The sequence below is a fragment of the Bradyrhizobium sp. USDA 4486 genome, from assembly GCF_054057995.1.
On record NZ_JBSRZV010000001.1, the window covers coordinates 4,871,311 to 4,891,855 of the forward strand.

The 20,545-nt window shown below is 58.6% G+C and carries 10 protein-coding genes and 7 pseudogenes; 6 read left to right on the forward strand and 11 right to left on the reverse strand.

Features of this window, described 5'->3' with window-relative positions; genetic code table 11:
* Positions 1–66 precede the first annotated feature (66 nt).
* Positions 67–1,040, reverse strand: a pseudogene (locus ACVWY3_RS23295) (IS3 family transposase).
* A 553-nt stretch (positions 1,041–1,593) separates the two neighbouring features.
* On the opposite strand from ACVWY3_RS23295, the gene ACVWY3_RS23300 reads away from it, so the two are divergent.
* On the forward strand, positions 1,594–2,301 hold the full coding sequence (locus ACVWY3_RS23300; RefSeq protein ID WP_456840574.1) for a hypothetical protein: 708 nt from the start codon (positions 1,594–1,596) through the stop codon (positions 2,299–2,301).
* 156 nt (positions 2,302–2,457) lie between these two features.
* Positions 2,458–2,588 (forward strand): annotated as a pseudogene (locus ACVWY3_RS23305) (IS630 family transposase); the annotation flags it as partial.
* Between the two features lie 43 nt (positions 2,589–2,631).
* On the opposite strand, the pseudogene ACVWY3_RS23310 reads toward ACVWY3_RS23305, so the two are convergent.
* From ACVWY3_RS23310 to ACVWY3_RS23340, 7 genes and pseudogenes are all read right to left on the reverse strand, one after another.
* Positions 2,632–3,227, reverse strand: a pseudogene (locus ACVWY3_RS23310) (IS91 family transposase); the annotation flags it as partial.
* Between the two features lie 963 nt (positions 3,228–4,190).
* Complete coding sequence (locus ACVWY3_RS23315) at positions 4,191–5,075, reverse strand: 3-keto-5-aminohexanoate cleavage protein (RefSeq protein ID WP_456840575.1); 885 nt, start codon at positions 5,073–5,075, stop codon at positions 4,191–4,193.
* Positions 5,076–5,201: 126 nt separating this feature from the next.
* Positions 5,202–6,851 (reverse strand): class I adenylate-forming enzyme family protein, encoded by a 1,650-nt coding sequence (locus ACVWY3_RS23320; protein WP_456840576.1) that lies wholly within the window; start codon positions 6,849–6,851, stop codon positions 5,202–5,204.
* A 1,220-nt stretch (positions 6,852–8,071) separates the two neighbouring features.
* On the reverse strand, positions 8,072–9,043 hold the full coding sequence (locus ACVWY3_RS23325; protein ID WP_456840577.1) for a 3-hydroxyacyl-CoA dehydrogenase NAD-binding domain-containing protein: 972 nt from the start codon (positions 9,041–9,043) through the stop codon (positions 8,072–8,074).
* A gap of 1,309 nt (positions 9,044–10,352) precedes the next feature.
* Positions 10,353–10,614, reverse strand: a pseudogene (locus ACVWY3_RS23330) (ATP-binding protein); the annotation flags it as partial.
* A 74-nt stretch (positions 10,615–10,688) separates the two neighbouring features.
* Positions 10,689–11,064: pseudogene (locus ACVWY3_RS23335) on the reverse strand (IS21 family transposase); the annotation flags it as partial.
* 435 nt (positions 11,065–11,499) lie between these two features.
* Positions 11,500–12,603 (reverse strand): Ldh family oxidoreductase, encoded by a 1,104-nt coding sequence (locus ACVWY3_RS23340; RefSeq protein ID WP_456840578.1) that lies wholly within the window; start codon positions 12,601–12,603, stop codon positions 11,500–11,502.
* 927 nt (positions 12,604–13,530) lie between these two features.
* On the opposite strand from ACVWY3_RS23340, the gene ACVWY3_RS23345 reads away from it, so the two are divergent.
* The 3 genes from ACVWY3_RS23345 (at position 13,531) to ACVWY3_RS23355 (ending at position 15,189) form a co-directional block, all read left to right on the forward strand.
* Positions 13,531–13,821 (forward strand): hypothetical protein, encoded by a 291-nt coding sequence (locus ACVWY3_RS23345; RefSeq protein ID WP_456840579.1) that lies wholly within the window; start codon positions 13,531–13,533, stop codon positions 13,819–13,821.
* A 91-nt stretch (positions 13,822–13,912) separates the two neighbouring features.
* Complete coding sequence (locus tag ACVWY3_RS23350; protein WP_456843435.1) at positions 13,913–14,836, forward strand: TauD/TfdA dioxygenase family protein; 924 nt, start codon at positions 13,913–13,915, stop codon at positions 14,834–14,836.
* Positions 14,837–14,922: 86 nt separating this feature from the next.
* Positions 14,923–15,189 (forward strand): hypothetical protein, encoded by a 267-nt coding sequence (locus tag ACVWY3_RS23355; RefSeq protein ID WP_456840580.1) that lies wholly within the window; start codon positions 14,923–14,925, stop codon positions 15,187–15,189.
* 216 nt (positions 15,190–15,405) lie between these two features.
* Here ACVWY3_RS23355 and ACVWY3_RS23360 read toward each other — a convergent pair.
* The 3 genes and pseudogenes from ACVWY3_RS23360 to ACVWY3_RS23370 all read right to left on the reverse strand — a co-directional run.
* Positions 15,406–15,885: pseudogene (locus ACVWY3_RS23360) on the reverse strand (IS5/IS1182 family transposase); the annotation flags it as partial.
* A 315-nt stretch (positions 15,886–16,200) separates the two neighbouring features.
* Positions 16,201–17,214, reverse strand: coding sequence for an IS110 family RNA-guided transposase (locus ACVWY3_RS23365; protein ID WP_456840581.1), 1,014 nt, complete (start codon positions 17,212–17,214; stop codon positions 16,201–16,203).
* Between the two features lie 68 nt (positions 17,215–17,282).
* A pseudogene (locus tag ACVWY3_RS23370) lies at positions 17,283–18,152 on the reverse strand (IS5 family transposase); the annotation flags it as partial.
* Between the two features lie 1,368 nt (positions 18,153–19,520).
* Here ACVWY3_RS23370 and ACVWY3_RS23375 point away from each other — a divergent pair.
* Positions 19,521–20,282, forward strand: a complete 762-nt coding sequence (locus ACVWY3_RS23375) for a CmcI family methyltransferase (protein ID WP_456840582.1) — start codon at positions 19,521–19,523, stop codon at positions 20,280–20,282.
* Positions 20,283–20,545 lie beyond the last annotated feature (263 nt).

A 20,545-nucleotide genomic window follows, 5' to 3' on the forward strand; every position in this document is an offset into this window, starting at 1 on the left:
CATTCTGGTGAAGAAGCTCTTATCGGTTATTGAGCGAGTGATCTTCCACCGAAAAAATGGACAGGATTAAGCTGCTTTTAGCTCCATCTCGATCGGGCTGATAAAGCCGATGGCGGAGTGACGACGAATTCGGTTGTAGAAGCCCTCGATATAGGCAAAGAGATCTCGTGTGGCTTCTTCCAGCGTTTCATAGTGCCGGTGGTGAACGAGCTCCGTCTTGAGCGTGTGAAAGAAGCTCTCGATCGGAGCATTGTCATAGCAGTCGCCCTTGCGGCTCATCGAGGCCCTTAGGCCGGTGGCTTGCATCAGCTTGCGATAATCCGTCGAGGCATATTGAACGCCGCGATCGGAATGGTGGATCAGGCCGGCATTTGGCCGCTGCGCCGCGATTGCCATCCGCAACGCCGCCAGAGGCAGCTCGGCGCGTAAATGATCCGCCATCGCCCAGCCGACGATCTTGCGGCTGTAGAGGTCCATGACCGTGGCCAGATAGAGCCAGCCCTGATCAGTCTGGATATAGGTGATGTCGGCGAGCCAGATGTGGTTCGGCGCGGCGGCGACGAAGTTGCGCTCGAGCAAGTTCGCCGCGATCGGGAAATCGTGACGGCTGTCGGTGGTGCGCACCCGCCGCGGCCTCGCCATGATGGCTCTGATACCGTGACCACGCATCAACCGCTCGATGCGGCCACGGCTCGCTCCACGGCCTTGGGCTCTCAGTTCAGCATGGATGCGCGGGCTTCCGTAGCGGCCGTTTGTGTCGCGATGAACCCGCTTGATGTCGTCGACGAGCTTACGCTTGGCAATGGCCCGCTGGCTCTCAGGGCGCGCTCCGACGGCAGCGTCGCCTGCGTTGCGGGGCGCCGCGCCGCCGCCGTCGGCTCCAGCCGGGCCCCTCGCTGCTCCACCCACCGCCGTAGCACGGAATCACGCAAGCCAAGTTCCTTGGCAACCGAGCCGATCGAGCGACCCCTAGACGCTACGAGATCAACCGCTTTCCGCTTGTAGTCATCGGTAAACGAGCGACGTTGACGTCCTTCCATCCGACACCTCCTGGCTCTTCGAGCCTACTACGGGTGTCCATCGATTCGGAGGAGGTTCACGAGTTACCTAAACCATTCTCGGCTTTAAAATATCGCGCTCCATGCGCAGCCGGTCGTTCTCGCGCTGCAGACGAGCGATCTCCGCCGCGTGGTCCGCCGACGCGCTCGAATCCAATGGTACTCAGCTAGCGAACTTGACAAGTCTAAGATGAAAAAGCTGATCGTGGTGGAAACGATTGGTGCGGTCGGTGCATTCGCGTCTTGGAGCCGCCCTGTTCCTCAGCGCATGAATACCTGCCGCATCTAGCGCGGCAAGGCCGCCCAGGAGTCCAGAGGAAACTCCAGGTGCTTAGGTCTATATGTAAGGTGCGTTGTGAAGCCGGGATCACTTCGGGCGACGGCAAGGGCAACTTAGCTTCCGTTTCTTCGCGGAAGTATTGGTAATAGGACTTCTCGGTTGCACCGCCACTCATTGTGTGAATGGTCGGCAATCGCCAAATGAGGATGCAGAATTCGGCCATACCGGCACCGGATTAACGACATGGAGGATTGAATGCCGTCCCCGACAAGAAGCTGTCTTGGAATTCTGGACCTTGAACGTGGTTCGCCGCCCGACTCGCCGCCGGCCGCGCCCCGGCCGGGGTCGCTGATGAGCTCGGCTACTTTCAACTTCCCTGTCATCTCGGAACCGGTTGCGGGAGCTTGGGCTGATGTTGTCATGCGCGGCGATCCTGCGCTTGAGCCGGCGTACGTCGCAGCTGCCCGGCATTTGGTCGAGCGAGGCGCAGTCGCAATCAGCTCGAACTGCGGCTTCTCTATCCGACATCAGGCGGCGGTGGCCGCGTCCGTGAATGTCCCCGTCGTGATGTCGAGCTTGCTCCTGGTGCCGACGGTGCTTCGCCAGCTGTCACCGGCCGCTAAGCTCGCTATAGTGACCGCCGACTCAAGCCAGTTCAGCGAGGATCTGCTTGGGGTCAATGATCGGGCCGAGCGAACGAGGATTGTCATCGGCGGCGTCGAAGGCGGTACGTTGTGGCAAAATGCCATGATGCGTCCGCCACAACCGACCGACGTCGCCGACATTGAGAAAGATGTCGCTAACTGCGTCGCACGCCTCCGTGCCGCGCATCCCGATATCGCAGCATTGGTGTTCACATGTACTGGGTTTCCGCCGGTAACGCCAGCCATCCGTCGTATGACGAGGCTGCCCATCTACGATATCACGACCGCCTGCCGGCTAGCCCTCGCGTCAGTCTGTTAAGCGGCTGTTTCTTCTTCGGCAAGCGGGCGTGTCGGTAAGCGGGCGTTCTGGCTTGGCGCTAGCGTCATCGTGCGGACGCTGGAACTGCCCCGAGAACGCCACTCATTGGAGTTCTCGGGCATGGCGAAGGCCAGCGGCCTGTCGGTGTCGAAGGTGCAACGCATCTGGCGGGCCTTAGGCTCCAGCCGCACCGGCTGGAGACATTCAAGCTCTCCACCGATCCGAACTGCGTCGCCAAGCTGCGCGACGTCGTCGGCCTTTACGTCTCGCCGCCGGCACACGCCATTAGACGTAGACAACCCATTCGAACTTGCGCACGGCATTCAGTTAGCGGCCGAATGCCGCCCGTTCGATCAGATGCGCGAGGGCGACCGAAGAACTGGAGCTTGGCGTTATCGAACGCTACCTGCAGACGATCCATGATGGCCGACGACACAATCGTGACAGGACGCGAACGGCAACGAAGAAGCAGGGCGACAACGAGCCCAGTCTCCATTAGCTGCGATACCGCCGCCCGGCACGAGGCAATGGGCAGGCGGATGATGCGTCAGAGCCTAGCCCGGATATGGAAAATGACGATCACCCCGGGGCTCGGCACCGAGATGCTTCGGTTCGGCGCTGATGAGCCGGACGCTGCCGCCTGAAGCAGGATGTCGTAAACCACCGCCTTGTTCTTCAGCGCGTTGGCAGCCACGGGCGGCGGCACGGTGAAAACGACATGGAAATAGCGCACCGGCAGCAGGTCGGCTTGGCAAACGGCGAACCATTGGGCACGCGCGAGGCTTGGTACTTTGGACAGTGCCGATCGTGATAGCTGTTGTAGGCGCCGCGAACCACGCCGCAGTCGTCGCACCGCTCGACATAGCCGCGGAGCGTCGCTGTGCGGCCCGCGTGGCTGCCATGACACGGCGCTGGTCGGATGAGAGCCCTGCGCGGCAGGGAATACGACCTCCGGCTGATCTCCGCCACTGCGCATCTGCGCGGTTCAGTCGGTGGGACCATCCTGATGGAGAGCGCCCATCGGATGGACTGGTCGTGCGGGCTGTGCGTAACGCGCGCTCGATCCAAGGTCGGCATGTCCGAGAAAGACTCGAATCATGCTGATATCGCAGTCCCGGATTTTAGGAGATAAGGCAGCAAACGAGTTCCGGAGACTGTGGTATAATCGGCTTGGCAATCCGAGCGCAACGGCGGGCGGCGCCGGCCCGGCGCATAAGTTTCGGTAGACGGGCCGCGAACAGACCATGGCTTCCGCGGCTAGGGGCCGGTGCCCTAATCCAGGCTTCGATGCGAAATTGGCGGCAAGACCATCTCGCGTACTTTACCCAGCACCTTTCTGATCCGACTAGGCGCCGCTGTCCAAGATTACAGCAGCGATTGATCTTGTGCGGCCGTCGATTCCGGGCGCGCCGCCATCGGCTCGACGCTCTCGCGACCGCTACAGGCCAGACCGACGCCATAGCGCGCAGTGGCGCCTTCCGATCCGCATCACGGACATGGCTGGCAAGCCCTTCCAAACACACCGCATCGCACCTTATTACTCTTGATCAGGCCCGGTCATGTGGCCTCATCGGCTGATGGTCGATTTTCGGTTATCGCTGATTCTGGCCGGCTAAAGGCTGGGTCTGTGAACTCCGTCAGACGAGAACCCCCTACCGCGCTCAACTGTCTGACGTTGTTAATAGTTAGCACACTCTCCAGGTGTGAAGGCTTGTAGGCCCGCCAATTTCGCCGCAGAATCACGCCGGTGGCCGTCGCGCAGCAGCCGTCGGGAGCAAATGTTCGAGCTTCGCAAAGGGCTGGTCGAGGGGATTCGTCAGCTGGGTATAATGGGTATAAGATGAGCTTGGCACCGGCGGAGCGAATGCGCTGACGCGCGAACTTAATGGTCATCCGCGCTTTACAACACCGAGAATTGCCCGTGCCTCGGCCGGTGTCGCGACACTAGCCCCCATACGCTCAACGATACCAGCTGCATTCTCGACGAGCCCGGCGTTGGATGCCAGCACGTCACGTCGAAGATAGATGTTATCTTCCAGTCCTACCCGGACATGTCCACCCATCGCGACCAGTTGTGCGACCACGGGCATTTCGGCGGCAGCGCAACCGAATCCACCCCAGAGGGCCCCTGAAGGCAAAAGCTCTCGCATCGTCTGCAGAGCAAGCGGAACAGCAGGAGCACCATAGCCGGTGCCGAAGCAGAATTGGAACAGGGGAGGAACATCAATTAGGCCTTCCGATATGAGTCGCTTGGCAGTTTCGATGTGCCCTAGATCGAAACACTCAAGCTCGGGCTTGACCCCAGCTTCGCGCACGAGTTTCGCGAGCTCTCGCAGATCCGACATTCGAGCAACAAAAATCCGCTCCCCGAATGCCATCGTGCCGCAATCCAAGCTAGTTAGCTCGGGTTGAAGTTTGACGGCATGGAGACAGCGCCTTATCGGCTTCTTAAGCGTGGTTGCGATGCCGATCTTTAGCGGATCTACCGAATCGAGCACCAGTTCGCCGTCCATTCCGCTGGTCAAGTTGATGATAACGTCAGTCGAAGCATCGCGGAGCCTCTTGACGACTTGTTCATAGAGCTCAAAGCGGTTGGAAGGAGCGCCGGTGTCGGGATCGCGAACGTGAATATGGACGACCGCAGCGCCCGCTTCAGCAGCCTCCAGCGCTGCATCCGCAATTTGCGATGGCGTCTTCGGAATGTTTGGATGCTTCGCAAGAACATCCGATCCACCACCGGTGACTGCGCACGTGATGATGACTTTCCGGGACATCAAAAGCTCCTATGCTAAGGACGAGGGGCCGAGCTCGAGATCGAGCAATGGCGAAACCGCCAGCAGTGATCACGTCGTCCTTTGATCTTTAAATTAGCTATTTGCGCGCGCGAGGAATGGTGGGCTTCAGCGCCAGCGCTTCTCCTTCGTATCGTAAGCACCGGCGAGCGGATCGGTCACGGCGGTTAGCTCACGTTTGAGTACTTTATTGCTGGTGCTGGCTCTAGGAAGGGCAGGAGTGAAGGCGATGTACCGTGGCACCTTGAACGCGGCAAGGCGCGCGCGAGCATGCTCGAGAATGCGCTTCACGGCTAAATTGTCTGGCATAATGCCGTCTCTCAGTTCGACATATATTTTGACCTCCTCGCCGCGATTAACATCACGAACAGGCACGGCAGCTACATCAGCAATCTCGGGGATCTCGCGGATGACTGCCTCCACCTCGCGTGCAGCGATGTTCTCGCTCGAGCGGCGGATCATGTCCTTCGTCCGCCCAACCAGCCAATGAAAACCGAGGTCATCACGACGCATTAAATCGCCGGTCTTGAACCATTCGCCTTCAAAGAGGGCGGCATTTACTTCCGGCTTATTCCAATACCCCTTGAAGATCCCGCGTCCCCTTACCCACAACTCGCCGACCTCACCGATCGGCGTGGGCCTGCCATCCGCATTCATCAGCCGCAGCGCCCGAAAAGGTGCGCGAATCCCCACCGAGCCCGATTCGGCCAGCTCGTCGAGCTGGTTCGTCATTCGCGTAGCGAAGCCGATTTCCGTCATCCCGTAGGCTTCCTCGGTGCGCACTCGAAAACGCTTTCGAAATTGGCGTACCGTGTTCGGACTCCACCCCCAATTCAGAGTGTGCTTCAGTGATGTCTTCCCGTCTTCGCGATCCGCCTCGGCCTGACGCGCGATCAGCTCGGGAACCTGACACCACTCGATACGATGTTCCTTGAGCCAACCAATGAAGCGCTTCGAGCTGAGTTGCGAAGCGAGGTAGAGCGTGCCGCCCTGTCGATACGACTTGAGAAGATGCAGTGGGGGATCGACGTAGAAGAACGGCTGTGCGGATAGATACCGTTGATATGGCTCGTCCCAACACACGTGCTGGTAGGAGAACACGCTCCAGTACTCATGCGTCAACATACATCCTTTCGGAAAGCCAGTTGTTCCGGAGGTATATTGAATGCTCAGGAGGTCGTCCGGATGGACATCCTCCTCCACCTGAGAATCGTCGACACCACTGAGCAATTCGTCGAGAGTAGAGGCTGTTCCACAGGCAGGCTGACCAATGAGAATTAATCGTTCCTTGGCGAGGTCTTGCGGCCAAGGCTCCATTGCAGAGAATATTGACCATGCGGACTTGTCGACGACGGCGAACTTGGCCTGTGTATCGCTGAGAACGTATTCAATTTCCCTCGGCGTGTATCTCATGTTGACCGGGACCATCACCGCACCCAATTTCGCAATCGCAAACCACAGGAGCGGATATTCGATGCAATTGGGCAGCATCACGGCGATGCAATCTCCTTTACATACGCCGAATGCACGGAGAGCATTTGCATATTTGTTGGACCATTCGTCCATCTCCGAGTAAGTCGCGCGCTGGCCCAGCTCGAAGACATCGATGGCAGTCGCTGATCTGTGGGTTCTTGCGCGAGTTGAAACCAGCTGGCCGATTGTGACCGTCTCATATGAGGATTCCAGCGTCTCACTTTTACGCAACGTGTCCGCGACCCGCTCTTTCAGAGGGGAATGTGTCGATTCGGTGCGGGTCATTACCGAAAACCTCTGGTTTAAGCGATCTCAGACAAGTTTTGGCGCAGCGCTATCCATTTGATGGTTCGATCGATTGCTGGTCGTCAGTGCTAGCGCGCGGCACCGGAGGTACCTCAATTGCAAAGGTCGAGACACTACCTACTCTGGTGAGGTATTTGCATTGGCAACTTGAAACGAGTATTGACACATACCGCCGTTCAAAGTGCTGCAGAGCATTCGGACCGGTGGCGGGATCGACGAGAACAGCCACTCGCGGTTGATAATGGTCAACCTGAGGAGCTGCCAACCCTGAACGACGTTCTTCACTAAGAGCACTGAATTCCTCCGAATCAGTGGATACCTGAAGTAGGCGCAGAGAGCCCGGAGGTCTGGAATGTCAGAACGTCAACGTCCGTCGTTCACAGAGGGCTACCAGCCGGGCCGTTGAACTATCGGTATCGAGTGGTCGATCGATCGGATCGGTCGCGAGGAGTTCGGTCTGCGCGATCCAATGCTGCGGCGCTGCGGACAAGTTCCGGCAGAAGCCGCAAGTTCCTTGAGGAAATCAAGGCTGACCACCACTTCCGTGTTCTGAGCACCTTCCGTCCCCAAGTCAGCACAATCTGGACAAGTTGGCGCCTGCGCGGTCTTGCGCCATCGTCAGCGATGTCAGTTCGCACGCTCATCATCGCTCAATATCAGTGGGCAAGTTGCTGGATAGCCCCTGGAGACTTCATCGCCGTTTCCTCATTCCTTGGCACAGCGACGCAAGTCTACTGCGACTCTATGGTCGCGAACTTTCTGATTTGGGACACTAGATCACCGATGCCTCCATCAACCTGGAGAAGCGCGCGGGCGCTGTTGCGCCCCTTTTTGCTTGATCGTTCTTCCTGACGGCGTCGCGGTGATGCATCGCGACAGGTCCTGGGCTAAGGGAGGGCATTAGAGTAGTGGGACTCGTGCTGCGGAGCGGATCTATTGCCGTTCTTCGACGCCCCATCGTGTCTGATCCGCAATAGGAGCTCGGCTGAAGTTTCCGCAAAAAACGCTAACGGCCGCGCCAGGGCAACGGGAATTACTATTTGTCGTCCTCAAGTCTCTCGCCAGCGACGCGTCGCTCCGCGAGTTTGAGACCTGACCGCGCAGTGCGACCAGCAAATTCGCGGATGGCTCAGGCTTGATAATCGCAAAGTAAATTCATCCCCCACGGAGACTTTTGACACAATGCCCTGAGACTCCTGTCACAGCTCCCGTTCCCATCGCGCGAGCGTTTCACCCGCGCCGTAGCCCTCGGCACGCAAGCCCTTCAGAACGGCCACGAGGCAGTCGTCGCGCTTCTGTTCAAGCTCAAAATTGGTCAGGTGCTCGGCCCGCGCGTCTGACTGCTTGGCGAGCTTATCGAGAAAAGCGTCACTAAGCTCGGGCACCTCGGTAAGCTTCGTCCACGGCCACTTTAGCGTCGGTCCCCATTTCTGCATGTAGTGGCGCATGCTGGCGCCGTCGGTGCCTAAGCGGAAGGGGCCCATGATCGCCCGGCGCAACCCGAACGAATAGCGGACCGCATCATCGACCTCTTCCACGGTGGCGAGATCATCGTGCACGAGCCACAACGCCTCACGCCACATCGCCTCCTGTAGCCGGTTCGCGATGAAACCATCGACTTCTTTGCGGACAACGAGCGGGTGCATCCCGACCGCTCGGTAAAGCTTCGTGGCCCGCGCCAGCATTTCAGGTGCCGTGCTTTGGCCTGCGCACAGTTCAACCAGGGGGAGCAAGTATACTGGGTTGAATGGGTGCGCGACGAGCAGGCGCTCGGGGTGGTCCACGCCTACCCCGAGCAATGACGGCCGCAGGCTTGAGGTTGATGAGCAAATAAGGCTCCCAGGAGCCGCCGCCTTGCTTGCAGTCGCCAGCAGCTGCTGCTTGAGCTCTAGCCGCTCTGGTGCCGATTCCTGAACGAGCTCCACACCGCGCACTGCGTCCGCGACCGAGTTCACTATCGTTAGCGTCCCCTCCACTGGGAGCGAAACCTCCGTCAGCTGCCGATATGCCCGCCGCGCGTTAGCCAGCATCTTCTGCACGCGGTCGACCGCACTGGTCGACGGGCTATACAGCCGCACGTCCACCCCGTTGAGGATAAACCGTGCGGTCCACCCGCCGCCGATTACCCCGCCCCCGAGCAACCCGACCGCTCGCGGCCGCCTGTCAGACATGAGGTTTGAACTCTCAGACACCGATTTTGAACCTCTCAAATGTGCTTCAATCAGACTTGAGGGCGAGCTTTAAGGTACCTCATCATGGCCCTTGCTCCTCGCCGATCCGCTCGAGAATCCTGCACCGCTTGCTGCACGACCTCAAGCTCCCTCGCCGACCGAAGGTCAGCGGTAAAGGTTGTCCGTTAAACTCATACGCACGTTCAAGAAACAATGACGCATGCGGAAGCTGCATCGGTCGAATCGAAACGTCGAATGCGACCGGATTTTCAAATCGTCCGGCGCACCATGGCGAACCAGCAGTGCGTTGTCCAATTGGGGTACGGAGCTTATGATACCTCAATTCATTGTGCAGGTCCGGGGGCCATTTGATCACCGGCACCAGCCGCTCGAGCGCATCCAACATGTTCACCCCGCCGAGCATGCCGGGAGCGGAGAGTCCCCACCGCCCTCGGTAAGGTCGTCCCCACCCATGGTCAGATGATGACCGGATTTGCACCCGATTTTCCGAAGACCCTGCACTACTGCTGCATACAGCACCGGACACCGCGAGCCTCGCCGGGTCTCAGAATCATGCACGTGATATGCACTACTATGCGCCGCCTGAACGGCCTCGATCCCAACTTCGCGATCTGCTCCGGGGTTGCATTCGTCTCCCCCCTCGGCCCTCCTCGCTCGACCGCTCACGTTAATGAACACTTCGTAGATCGTTCTCACATTCTCTCCTCGTTCAAGGCTTACCTTCGCCCGAACCTGGGCCGGCCAGCGATAAGTTCCACCTCATGATGTTCACCGCCTTTGAATTGTCGAGAGTAGACCTAATCAGTGCATTCTCTCGGCATCCACTCGATGTGGGTACACGGGGCACTGTTGGCGACGCGGCGGCTACTAAACTGCTTTGCCTGCGGCGGTTCTCATCTCAGCAATCGGCATGCCAGTCGCGGAATCCCGTGTCAAATTTCCTGACCGAGAAGTAAGCGTCACCAGCAGCCTGAACGAGTTGGGGGGTCCGAGTTCGGACATGGCGGTAGGTAATCGAACATGCTCGCACGACAAGGATAGAACCTCATGTAGAGCCCGCGCTCAAGCGTGAACCCCGTTACAGATCGCGCGCTCTATGGCGACCTCGGCGATGCGCTCGACATGCGCTGCGCCGGCTGGGTCGCTTCCCGCTTGTCGCATCCTTCGGAAAATGCGAGCGAGCCGATCCTGCGTCCTAGCATTGTGTTGGGATCAGGCGGATATCTCGCTCCGCCTCCCTCACATCGGCGCGCTGCGTCGATGGCACGATCATCTTCAACTTTATGACCGCCAGCGTCATAGCGGGATCTGGAAAGTCCCTATTCCATTCGCCGAACCGCTCATTGGCGGTGATCAGCATCGGCCGCCGTTCGTAGCGCGCGCAGATGAGTTCGAACAGCACGCTGGTCTCGGCCTGACCCTGTTGACGTAAGCCGAGATCATCGATGATCAGCAGGTCAAAGCGATGGAAACGGTTGAATGGTGGCCTCGAGGCTGAGCTCGCCTCGCGGCAGCTGGAGCTTCTGGACGAGATCGATCGTGCCGGTGAATCGATGCGAGGCGTCCGCGTTCCGCGATCTCGTGCTCCTACGAGCCGCTGTCCGATCGCCGTTCGCGCAAAGCGATCGAAGGTTGGGCGATAGGTCTCGCGCAGAACAGTCGATCCCGGTAGAGCGCAATTGGCTTGCGCCGCAAGGAATGGATCACCTGCCGATAATCGACGACCTGGTCGTGCTTGCCGTTGGGTGCGGCCGGCCACACGGCAAGGTGACGAGATGGGTGCCGCCGACGAATACGTCGAGACGATCGCCGTAAAGGCGGACCCGCGGCCGGTCGCCGATCAGGCGTGAGGGCACGGTGCAAAACACCCTGCAAGTGAATCCGCCGCTTGACGTCACGCCGACAATCATATTGCGGGTTCGAGCACGCTCATGTCGCGCTCGGTGGCGAGAGCTTCGTCGCCTTGGCCGAAGGGCTGTAGACTGCTCTCTGATCGCTCGGTCGGGCCACGATGGGAGGCTTCATCCTTCTCGAGCGAAACGCGATTGAGGTACTGAACGAGGCCTTGGCCGCGGCCACTGGCGGGCATCGGTCTGACGGTATTTCATGTAGAGCCGGTGATCGGTAACCTGTCGCCTGGCAAGCGAGTGATTCCTCTTAGCGGAAGAACCTTTTGCTGAAGACCAGCCGACCGTGATCACCAGACGGCGCGGTCCCCCTGTGGATCCGGGCTCGTGATTCCGGTCGGGCTGCGCCCTCCCTGCGTCACCAGCCCGACGTCTCTCTCTCTCCCCTGAGTGATGCCGCACTGTCACCCTGATTGCCGCGCGGCACGCGTCGGCGCGCGATTGCCGATGCGCTATGAGTTTGGGGTGAGTTCAGGTCCGCGCCTTGCGACAGCTATCGCCAGTTGCTGTGTCATGCCGCTCTCCAGTTCAGGCGAGATCGAGTTCGCCAGCAAGCCCGTACTCACGCGCAAGCCCGCAGAGTTTCTCCCAGGTCTGATCCTCAATTTTGATCCCTTTTTCCGCGCGCTCCTGCTCGCGCAAATATCCGAGCTCGCCGGGATAGAACACACCGGATGAGCCTTCCGAGGGCCGCGTCGATTTCAGGTATCGCGCGAAGTCGGCTACCTCTTTCTTGAATTGATCAAGTGGGCGGAAAGCTGCCACATTGAATACGGCCATAAAGCTACAGTTATTGTGTGGGCCGCTCAGCTCTCCCCCCAAGCCAAAGTTGGTCAGCAGCCCGCATAGCACTTCTACCATCGCAGCAAGACCACTACCTTTGTACCCCTCAGTGCCCCCGAGCGGCAGTAACGCGCCGCCTTTACTGTAGTCGCGCGGATCGATGGTCGGCCGTCCGTCGGCATTGATGATCCAGCCCAGGGGAATCTTCTCGCCGCGCACGATCGCGAGCTGGATTTTGCCGAAGGCGATCGCCGAAGTCGCCATGTCAAGAACAAACGGGGGCTTAAGATCGGAGGGCACCGCGATCGAGATCGGATTGGTGCCCAGCCGCGCCTCGCGACCGCCGAAGGGCGCGACATATTTAGGTGAACGTCCGGAATCAGCGATCGCGAGGCCAATCATGCCCGCGCTTGTCGCCATCAAGGTGTAGGGGGCGAGCCGTCCGAAATGGCTTTGCCGGGACACCGTGCAGGCCGCCACATTGGCGGCCCTCGCCTTTTCGATGATGAGCGCCATCGCTTTGGCGTTCACGTGGAATCCGAAGCCCCAATTGCCGTCGATGACTGCCGTGGTCGGTGAGTCCTGCACGATGGTCCACTCAGCGCCCGGCACGATATGCCCCTCCTTGATAGCGTCGATATACCCCGGAATGGCGATGACACCGTGCGAATCATGGCCCGCCAGGTTGGCATTGACGCAAGCAGTGGCGACCGTTAGCGCCTCGTCCTCCGAGGCGCCAGCGGCCTGCAGCAGCGCTGCACATATGCGGGTGAGGTGATCGGCCGGCAGGACTGCAAAGCGCCCGTCTTTATCTAACCGACCAAGCGCAACGTTCTCGATTCCGCTCATAAACGATCCTCCTCTATTTGCCCATCCTCCAAATATAACTTGTTGTCCTTCGCACACGTCACACTCATGGGCTGCACGAGTCGGCAAAGCAAAGAACGCAGGTACACACCGATCCTTTCTAAGGGTGTTTCAGGCCCCCAATATGCATCGCAGCCAACAACTACGAGAAGAATCAAGCTAGCCTTTTATCGCCGGTGTATATCTTATCGCGTTGGGCGGTAAAATTCCGGCCGTGCATCACGGGCCCATCAGGTGGACGCCCAGCGACTTAGCAATCGGCATGCCACACTCGGGACTCTGATGCGCGCCGTCCTCGAGGACTGACACGGTGTCTGCCAACCTCGAGGCGAATTTTGCGACCCGGCGTCCGCTTTCCGACGTCAGAGTCGCCAATTGTACATCGACGGCGCAACGAGATGGTCTCGGTCGCCTCTTGTCCCGGGTTCATCATTAGCTTGAGAATGACTTGGGTCTACGATCCGAGACGGGCCGCCTCTCAAACGATCTGGTTGTGGAAAGATCCGACACATCGCGCTCCAAGCTTCCAAAATCAACGGCATATTTCCTGCCTGGGAGGCCGGAACGAGAATCAAGGATCATAATACTTAGCGGCTCGAGCCGCTTCTCCTCCGGAACTAGAGAGCGGCCGCTAAGCTCGCCTGCCGTCGCTGCCTCGTAGGCGCGGTCGGCAAGTGCAATGATCTCGCAGGACGAAGCCTATTTTCAATGTGCGTCTTGCGGGCACTCGCGCAGCGGTGCTGTACAATCCGTCTGCGCTCGCCGCCTCCGTGACAATACAGCAGAACATTTGAACGCGCTGGTGGGCTGCCTTACCAAGATGAGCCTGTAAAATGAGCGGCTTTAGCTTTCGGCTTTCGCGAGTGGCACGGTGTTTGCTGGGATCAGCCGGGAGCAGGAGGGCCAAACATGACAACCGGTGCTGTCACTTGCCATGCCGCCAGGCGCTTCACAACAATGCCGAGAGCAAACGCGATCGACTCTGCCAGCCAGACGACTCTGAGCGAAGCGACGCACAACGTCATGATGAGTCGAGATGGTCCTTTACCTTTGGTCGACCGATGCATGACGTTCAACGACTGGCAGTTTGCCGACTTCGAAATTGAAGGCTGCGCTCCAACAGGATCCGTCGCGCCGCGGATCGGCCGCGATCTGTCCTGGCGCACGAAACAGCACATCAACGGCCAGTTCGCCAGGTAGCTTTATGTATCCGCATCTAGCGTTCGCTCGTGCGTGTCGCAGTTGAATGGCATAGTCTGACGAAGAAAACTCAACCCAGGAGAATACGATGATGAGTGAAACAGCTTTGATCGACAAGGTCATTCCGGGTGCCAGCGTACTTAAGCGCTCAGCGCGCATTGGCGCTGAAATAAGTAATGTTAAGCTGTCAGGCGATTTGCCGGACCAGGCAATTGCCGCGATCAAGAGCGTACTGCTCAAGCACAAGGTCGTCTTTTTCCGCGACCAGGGACATCTCGACGACGCCGAGCAGGAGCGCTTTGCTCTCCGTTTTGGAAATCTTGTGCCGCATCCGACCGTCGATCCTACCAAGGGAACGGTTTCGATTCTCGATCTTGATTCCGCCCGGCCCGCTAGCCGAACCGACCTGTGGCATAGCGATGGGACCTTCGTAGATACCTATCCCAAGATTACGCTGCTGCGAGGTGTTATTATTCCACCATTTGGCGGCGACACGATCTGGTCAAACACCGCCGCCGCCTATCTTGACCTGCCCCCGCCGCTGCAACGGCTTGCCGACTCGCTCTGGGCCGTTCACACCAACGATTACGGCGTAAGGACCGGCGCCAGCGAGGCCGACAAGAAGTTCCTCGAAGAGGTTTTCACTAGAACGATCTACGAGACCGAGCATCCCGTTGTGCGTATCCTCCCCGAGACCGGCGAACGCTCATTGGTGCTAGGCTATTATGTGCAACGTTTCATTGGCATCACGAAGTATGACGGTGAGAAGCTGTTGGATCTTTTCCAGTCTCATATCACCGCGCCCGAAAATACTGTGCGCTGGAACTGGAAGGAGGGCGATCTCGCGATCTGGGACAATCGCGCCACGCAACATTATGCGGTCAATGACTACGGCGAACAACGCCGCGTCGTTCGTCGCGCCACCATCGATGGCGACCGGCCCATCAGTGTCGACCGGCGGGGTAGCGTAACCCGCATCAAAGCTACCAAGAAGGTACCAACGAGGGTTACCTAGCGCATTCGCTCTTTTTAGACTTGGAAGGCGCACGACATGCTCGTCCCGGATCGTCGGTTTCCCCTTGCGATAAAGCCGATTCGCGCTTGATTCCGTTTATGATCCGCGGCCTCGCCGGGTGGAACCGGATTGAAGGCTTCGAGGGCCGATGCTCTTGTATCCTGAACCAGAAGTTCGCTGCATCGGCTCTTGTTTTGCTGGGGCGTTGTGACGACGAACTGCTCGATAGAAGCAAGCGTGTCAGCGGCGGATTTTGTCCATCTGAAGGATTTGCAATCAGCGTTGTGTCGCTCGATGAACGAGACGATGTCAGCCCTGAGCGCGGCTACGCTGCGATAAACCTCGCGGCCTGATCTTTCTTGCCAGTAAGGAGCGCGAAGAAATGATAGACTTGGTCGAGCCATGACGAACTGATCGGATCAGGTGAACGCGCCAAAGCGGCCTTTTGGCCAGTCATCTTCGGATCATTGGGGTCTTGTGCGTGACGTAATTGTCCATGACAGCTGGACGTCGAGCTTTCGTGGTACGGCGGCCTCGATCTTGTCAGTCGTCCGTGAAGAACGCGGATTTCAGGCTGGAATGAACTGAAGTCGAGCGGTGAGCTGGACGAGGAGTTGGCGCAACAAGAGCGCCAGCCACCGGATGAGGCGGCGGAAGTTGTAGCCGACCGCAGCGAGGACGGCATTGATGGCGTCGCCCTGGCGGTGCCATAGGTAGTTGCGGCCCATCCGGTGCTCGGATTTGAGATGGCCGATGACCGGTTCGACGGCCGAACGTCGACGCAGCTCGCGTTTGATCTGTGGCGTCACCCGCCGCTTCTGGCCTGAGATGAACACCCTGAACTTGTACTCGGGTGGGGCATTGTGACCGCGGTAACCTTTGTCGAGCAACATGCGCTTGATGCCGTTGCCGATCAGTGCCTCCATGTCCGGGATCACGGTTTTGAGCGTATGGCCGTCATAGGGGTTGCCGGGCAGCGCTTTTACGGGGGTGACGAACTGGCCGCCTTTGGCATGCGATAGCGTCGTGGCGACCGAGACCTTGACGCCGATCTATGTACCACGCCCGCGTTGCAAGAGGAATCGACAAACGGATGTAGCGGTCTGCGCCAATCTATCCGGCTTCGATTTGAGGCTCTCGCCTCGAGCCATTATGGATATCCGCCCACTTCTGTCCTCAATAACTCGCCGGCCTCAAGAAGGGCCATGGCGTCGAACCAGGCTTCAGAAGTGTCGGTGCAACCGTTGCTCCATCGTCCTTTCCGTCTCGCAAACCTCGGCGGGATGTTGTGCCTTTCCGGTTGGACCGTGGATCTTCTCCTTCCCGGCCGTGTCTTACGCGGCGTGGCCCATGAAGTTGGCGTCCTAATCACGGCCCTTTGCGAGCATGCTCCAGGCTAGGCGCGCGAGGTTTGCGGCCAGGGCGACAACCAGTACATTCGAGTGGAGCCGCTTGGATGCTGCTTCCAACCAGGCTCCGAAGCCATGCCTGGGCCAACTCTGACGCCTTAGAAGTACGGCTCTGGCCCCTTGAATGAACAGCGTTCGGAGGTACCGATTGCCACGCCTCGATATGCGGCCGAGAATGGTTCGATCGCCGGTCGAAATTTGTTTCGGTACGAGGCCAAGCCATGCTGCAAAGTCGCGGCCCTTATGGAAGGCATCACCAGTTCCGATCGCGGCGATCATCGCACTTGAGATGATTGGTCCGACACCCGGCGCACTCATCAGGCGGCGACAGTGTGCGTCTTGATCAGCGAGTTCGTCGATTTCCTTCGTGATCGATGCGACCCGCCGCTCGAGAAAGCGCCAGTCTTCGGCAAGGTACTGAATGAGCCGAACCACTCGAGGCGACAAGTTATCCGAGAGCATCGAGAGAATCTGTGGAAGTGCCAATCGGAGTGCTGCCGCTCCCTGCCGAACTGGCAGCCCTCGCTCAAGCAAAAAACCTCGGATTTGATTGATGACCGCGGTTCTCTGTGTCACCAATCGACTGCGAACTCTGTGCAGCGCCTGCAAGTCGAGTTGCTCGGCCGATTTCAACGGGACAAAGCGCATGGTCGGGCGTTGCGCCGCCTCTGCGATGGCTTCGGCATCACGGAAGTCATTTTTGTGGCCCTTGAGGTATGGCTTCACATACTGCGCTGGCAAGAGCCGTACTTGATGGCCTAATTTCTCGAGCTTGCGACCCAGGTGGTGTGCTCCTGCACAGGCTTCCATTCCGATCAGGCAGGGCGGAACATTGGCCAGCGACTGCTCAAGCTGATTTCTCGATCGCTTCTTGCGTAGGATGATTACACCCGTTGCATCGAACCCCACCACATGGAATGTGTTCTTGCCTAGATCAATGCCGATCGTGACAATGTTCGTATGGGACATGGTTTGCGCTCCTTCTCTTGCCGGGGCTCTACCTTGCCGTTGAGAGCGGGCGTGGTCCATGCCATTAACTCGTAGGGCCGGTGCGCCTTGCCCTTGCCGATGCACTCCACCTCCGGGGCGTGCAGCGAGTAGACCTTCGGTCCACGCTGGTGCTGCTTCTGGTCAAGCACCCGTCGTGCCCGTGTCAGCAAGCGGTCAAGCGCGATCTCATGGAGCAAGTCGACGTTGCCTTCAAGCTTGCGGGCGATGTCGCGGATGACGCGGCCCAGATAGGTTCTGAGGCGTTCTCAAGGCCCGGTTGGCGCGCTTGAACTGCTTGGCGTGGGCGTAGCGCTGGTGCTTGATCAGCGTGAACTTGCCGACCCGCCCATAGGACTGACGCAGCTTGATGCCGGCTCCGGCGAGCCGCACCAGGATCTCGCGGGCGCGGTTCAGAAGCCGCGCGTCGGTCGGGAACATCACGTTCTTGGGCTGCACCGTGGTGTCGACAATGACGCGATTGAGATCGGACGGCCTGATCGCCTCGGTCCCGGTGGCGACCGAGAGGCTCTCCTCTCCTGGAGCAGCGCCTGCAGCTTCTCCTCGCCCATGCGCTGGCGCCAGCGCGTCAGCGAGGAGCGGTCGAACACCAGGCGGTGCTGGAAGAACTCCTCGCCACAGAAGAACTGGTAATAGGGGTTCTCCACCCAGCGCTCGCACAGAACCTCCTCGGAGAGGTCGTAGGTGTGCTTGAGAATGCCCAATCCAGCCATCAGCCGCGTCGGCAGCGGCGGCCGGCCCGGCTTGTCCTCATAGACTGCTCCGAGCCGCTGCTCGAGGAACGGCCAGTCGATCGTCCGCGCCAGCTTCACCAGCGCATGGTCCATGTCGATGATCGCATCCAGCCGTGACCGCAGCAGATCGGCCTGGCCACTGTCGCGTCGTTCCTTTGGTCGCATCGGCCTTCGCAACGAAGTCCTTCGCAACCACAGAATCACGAATCAGATTTGCAAGGAATCCTCCCTCGCAATCACGTTTTCTGGCAAATCATATTGTCCCCTCGTCGCTCTTTTTCGGCTCCAAATCAAGCCGTTGACGGTTCTTCACGGACGACTTGTCAAGAACTTGCGGAACTCGCCTGTGCGGTTGCGCTCGTAGCGATGAGACGGCATAGTCAGTCCTGCGCGGCGCGCCGGAGGGTGGCTCGTCGCACGGCCTGGCCACGCACTGCGCCATAAAACGCCGCCGCCACTTGCCTACGGTCTGCCGATCCAGCCCCAGCTTGGCCGCCACCTTCCTTCCTCCGCACAGGTCAGTACGAGACGGGCTCTCGGAGCCAGCGCCTGCGCCTCTTATGCCGCATCGGCGCGCCCTCATCGCTCAATATCCGAGCGGCAAGCTGCTACATCGCCATCGGATATGCCGTCGCTGTCTACCTTCATCATCGGCACAGCCATGCGAACCTACGATTGCGAAATGTGAGTCGGAACACTAGCAAGAAAGGCCTGGATGGGAGTGAATTGAAGGCGTGCTCGGTGGAGGCCTGATCGCGCGTTCCATGGTATTGAAGTATTTATGTCTTTCGAAGGCGCAGTGGATACCCTGGTGGAAGTACTCGGAGCGGCTCAGTTGGGACCGATGATCCGAGTCATTCGATAGAAGTACCGAAGGCGACTTGCGAGCTCCGAAAGCGGCAGGGCCGGCCGACCATTCTTACAAATGATGACGGCCGATGAGACACCCCAATGCCAACCGCCTTGCGGGGAAGACGACAGATGTCACTAATCCTCTCACCAGACGTTCGAGGCTGAGCCGCCAGGCGGCCGAGATCATGCTGAGCCTTTAAGCATGTCCGGTCGATGGCTCCGTTGCTGCGAACCGGACAAAGTATGGCGGACCACTACAGTCGGCTGACTGGTATGTATGCGTGCCTTCACTCTCGTTACGCCAGCGATCGCCATATTTGGCGATTGGCACGCCGATTGCTGAATGAGGAGCAACGAGGCACTGCGACAAAAGCGCTCGTAGCAGCTCAGGAGATGCTAGGAAAAGTTGTCCGATGTCGGCCCTCGTTAAGGCAAACCGCAGATGCTGCTTATCGTCGAGGAGCAGCCAAGCGGTCGCCTCGAATTCGTCCGGCGGGAAGAAAGATTGAAGTGGTTGCACTATGCTTCAAGAAGAAGGCGCGAGGCCATGAAACTTCGGCGGAAGCGAATCAGCAGCCAAATCGCTCAGGTTTAGAACTAGATCAAGCCAAAGTTACACCCATTGCGGTGTAGGCCACGCTCTCGTGAGACAAAATGACAGGCAAGTACGGAGATAGACCTATGAAACTCGCTTCTGGATACCAGGCCTTTTGGGAAGCCGCCCACAAGAACTATCCCGAGCAAATAAAGCCAGGCGGACTTCTTGATATGGAAATTGCAATAAGTAGCGTCCTGAATGCTGACTATTCCGACCGCTTTGCGAAACCGTCGGCGCGAGGATGGATGTCGACTATTTACCCGAAGAGCTTTGACAAGCGCTCCACCAAGATCGGTGCCTTGGCGCTGACGTACAAAGGATTAATACACATAAAAACCCCTTTTGATCTCGCTCTTTATACAAGGCTCATTTGGGAACTTCAGCCAAAGACAATCGTTGAACTCGGTTCCTATCAGGGTGGAAGCGGACTTTGGCTTGCTGATCACATGTCAGTGCTTTGTGATGATCCCGGTGAAGTGCATTCTTTTGATCTGCACCCCAAATGTATTCATGAAAGGGCAAAGCACCCATTTCTCACCTTTCATGAGGCTGATCTTTCGGACGTCGCTTCCTTTGATGAAAACCTGCTGATGAGGCTCCCTCATCCTTGGCTTGTTATCGACGACGCGCACGTACAGATATTTTCGATGTTCTCTTACCTGAACCGCTTTCTGGTATCAGGGGACTATTACGTAATTGAAGACAATCCCATGAGGGCTGATAGAGAGATCATTGACGGACTGCTGTTGGTCGAGCAATCAGGATTCTTAATCGATACTTATTACACTGATGCCTTCGGGACGAATCTTACTTGCGCTCCAAATGCATGGCTTCGAAAATCGTAAGCATGGGTCGTCGCGGTGCAGGCTTGGTGAAAATAACGGCGACGCTAAACGAGCCGCACAGTTTGGAGTAGGTGATATAGATCCTTTGCGGGAGCAGCTGGTCGACTATCTCCCGCAAAGCCACCGAGCTCTGCACCGGCTGCCGTCTGGCTCCAAGTAGGTGTTTGTGAGTCGATCGCTCGTTGAACCGGATTCGGCATTGGGCCCGCTGTCGTGGTCGCGGGCCACCGGTCGAGACTTCCGTCGAGGTGGGCGAGCTGGTC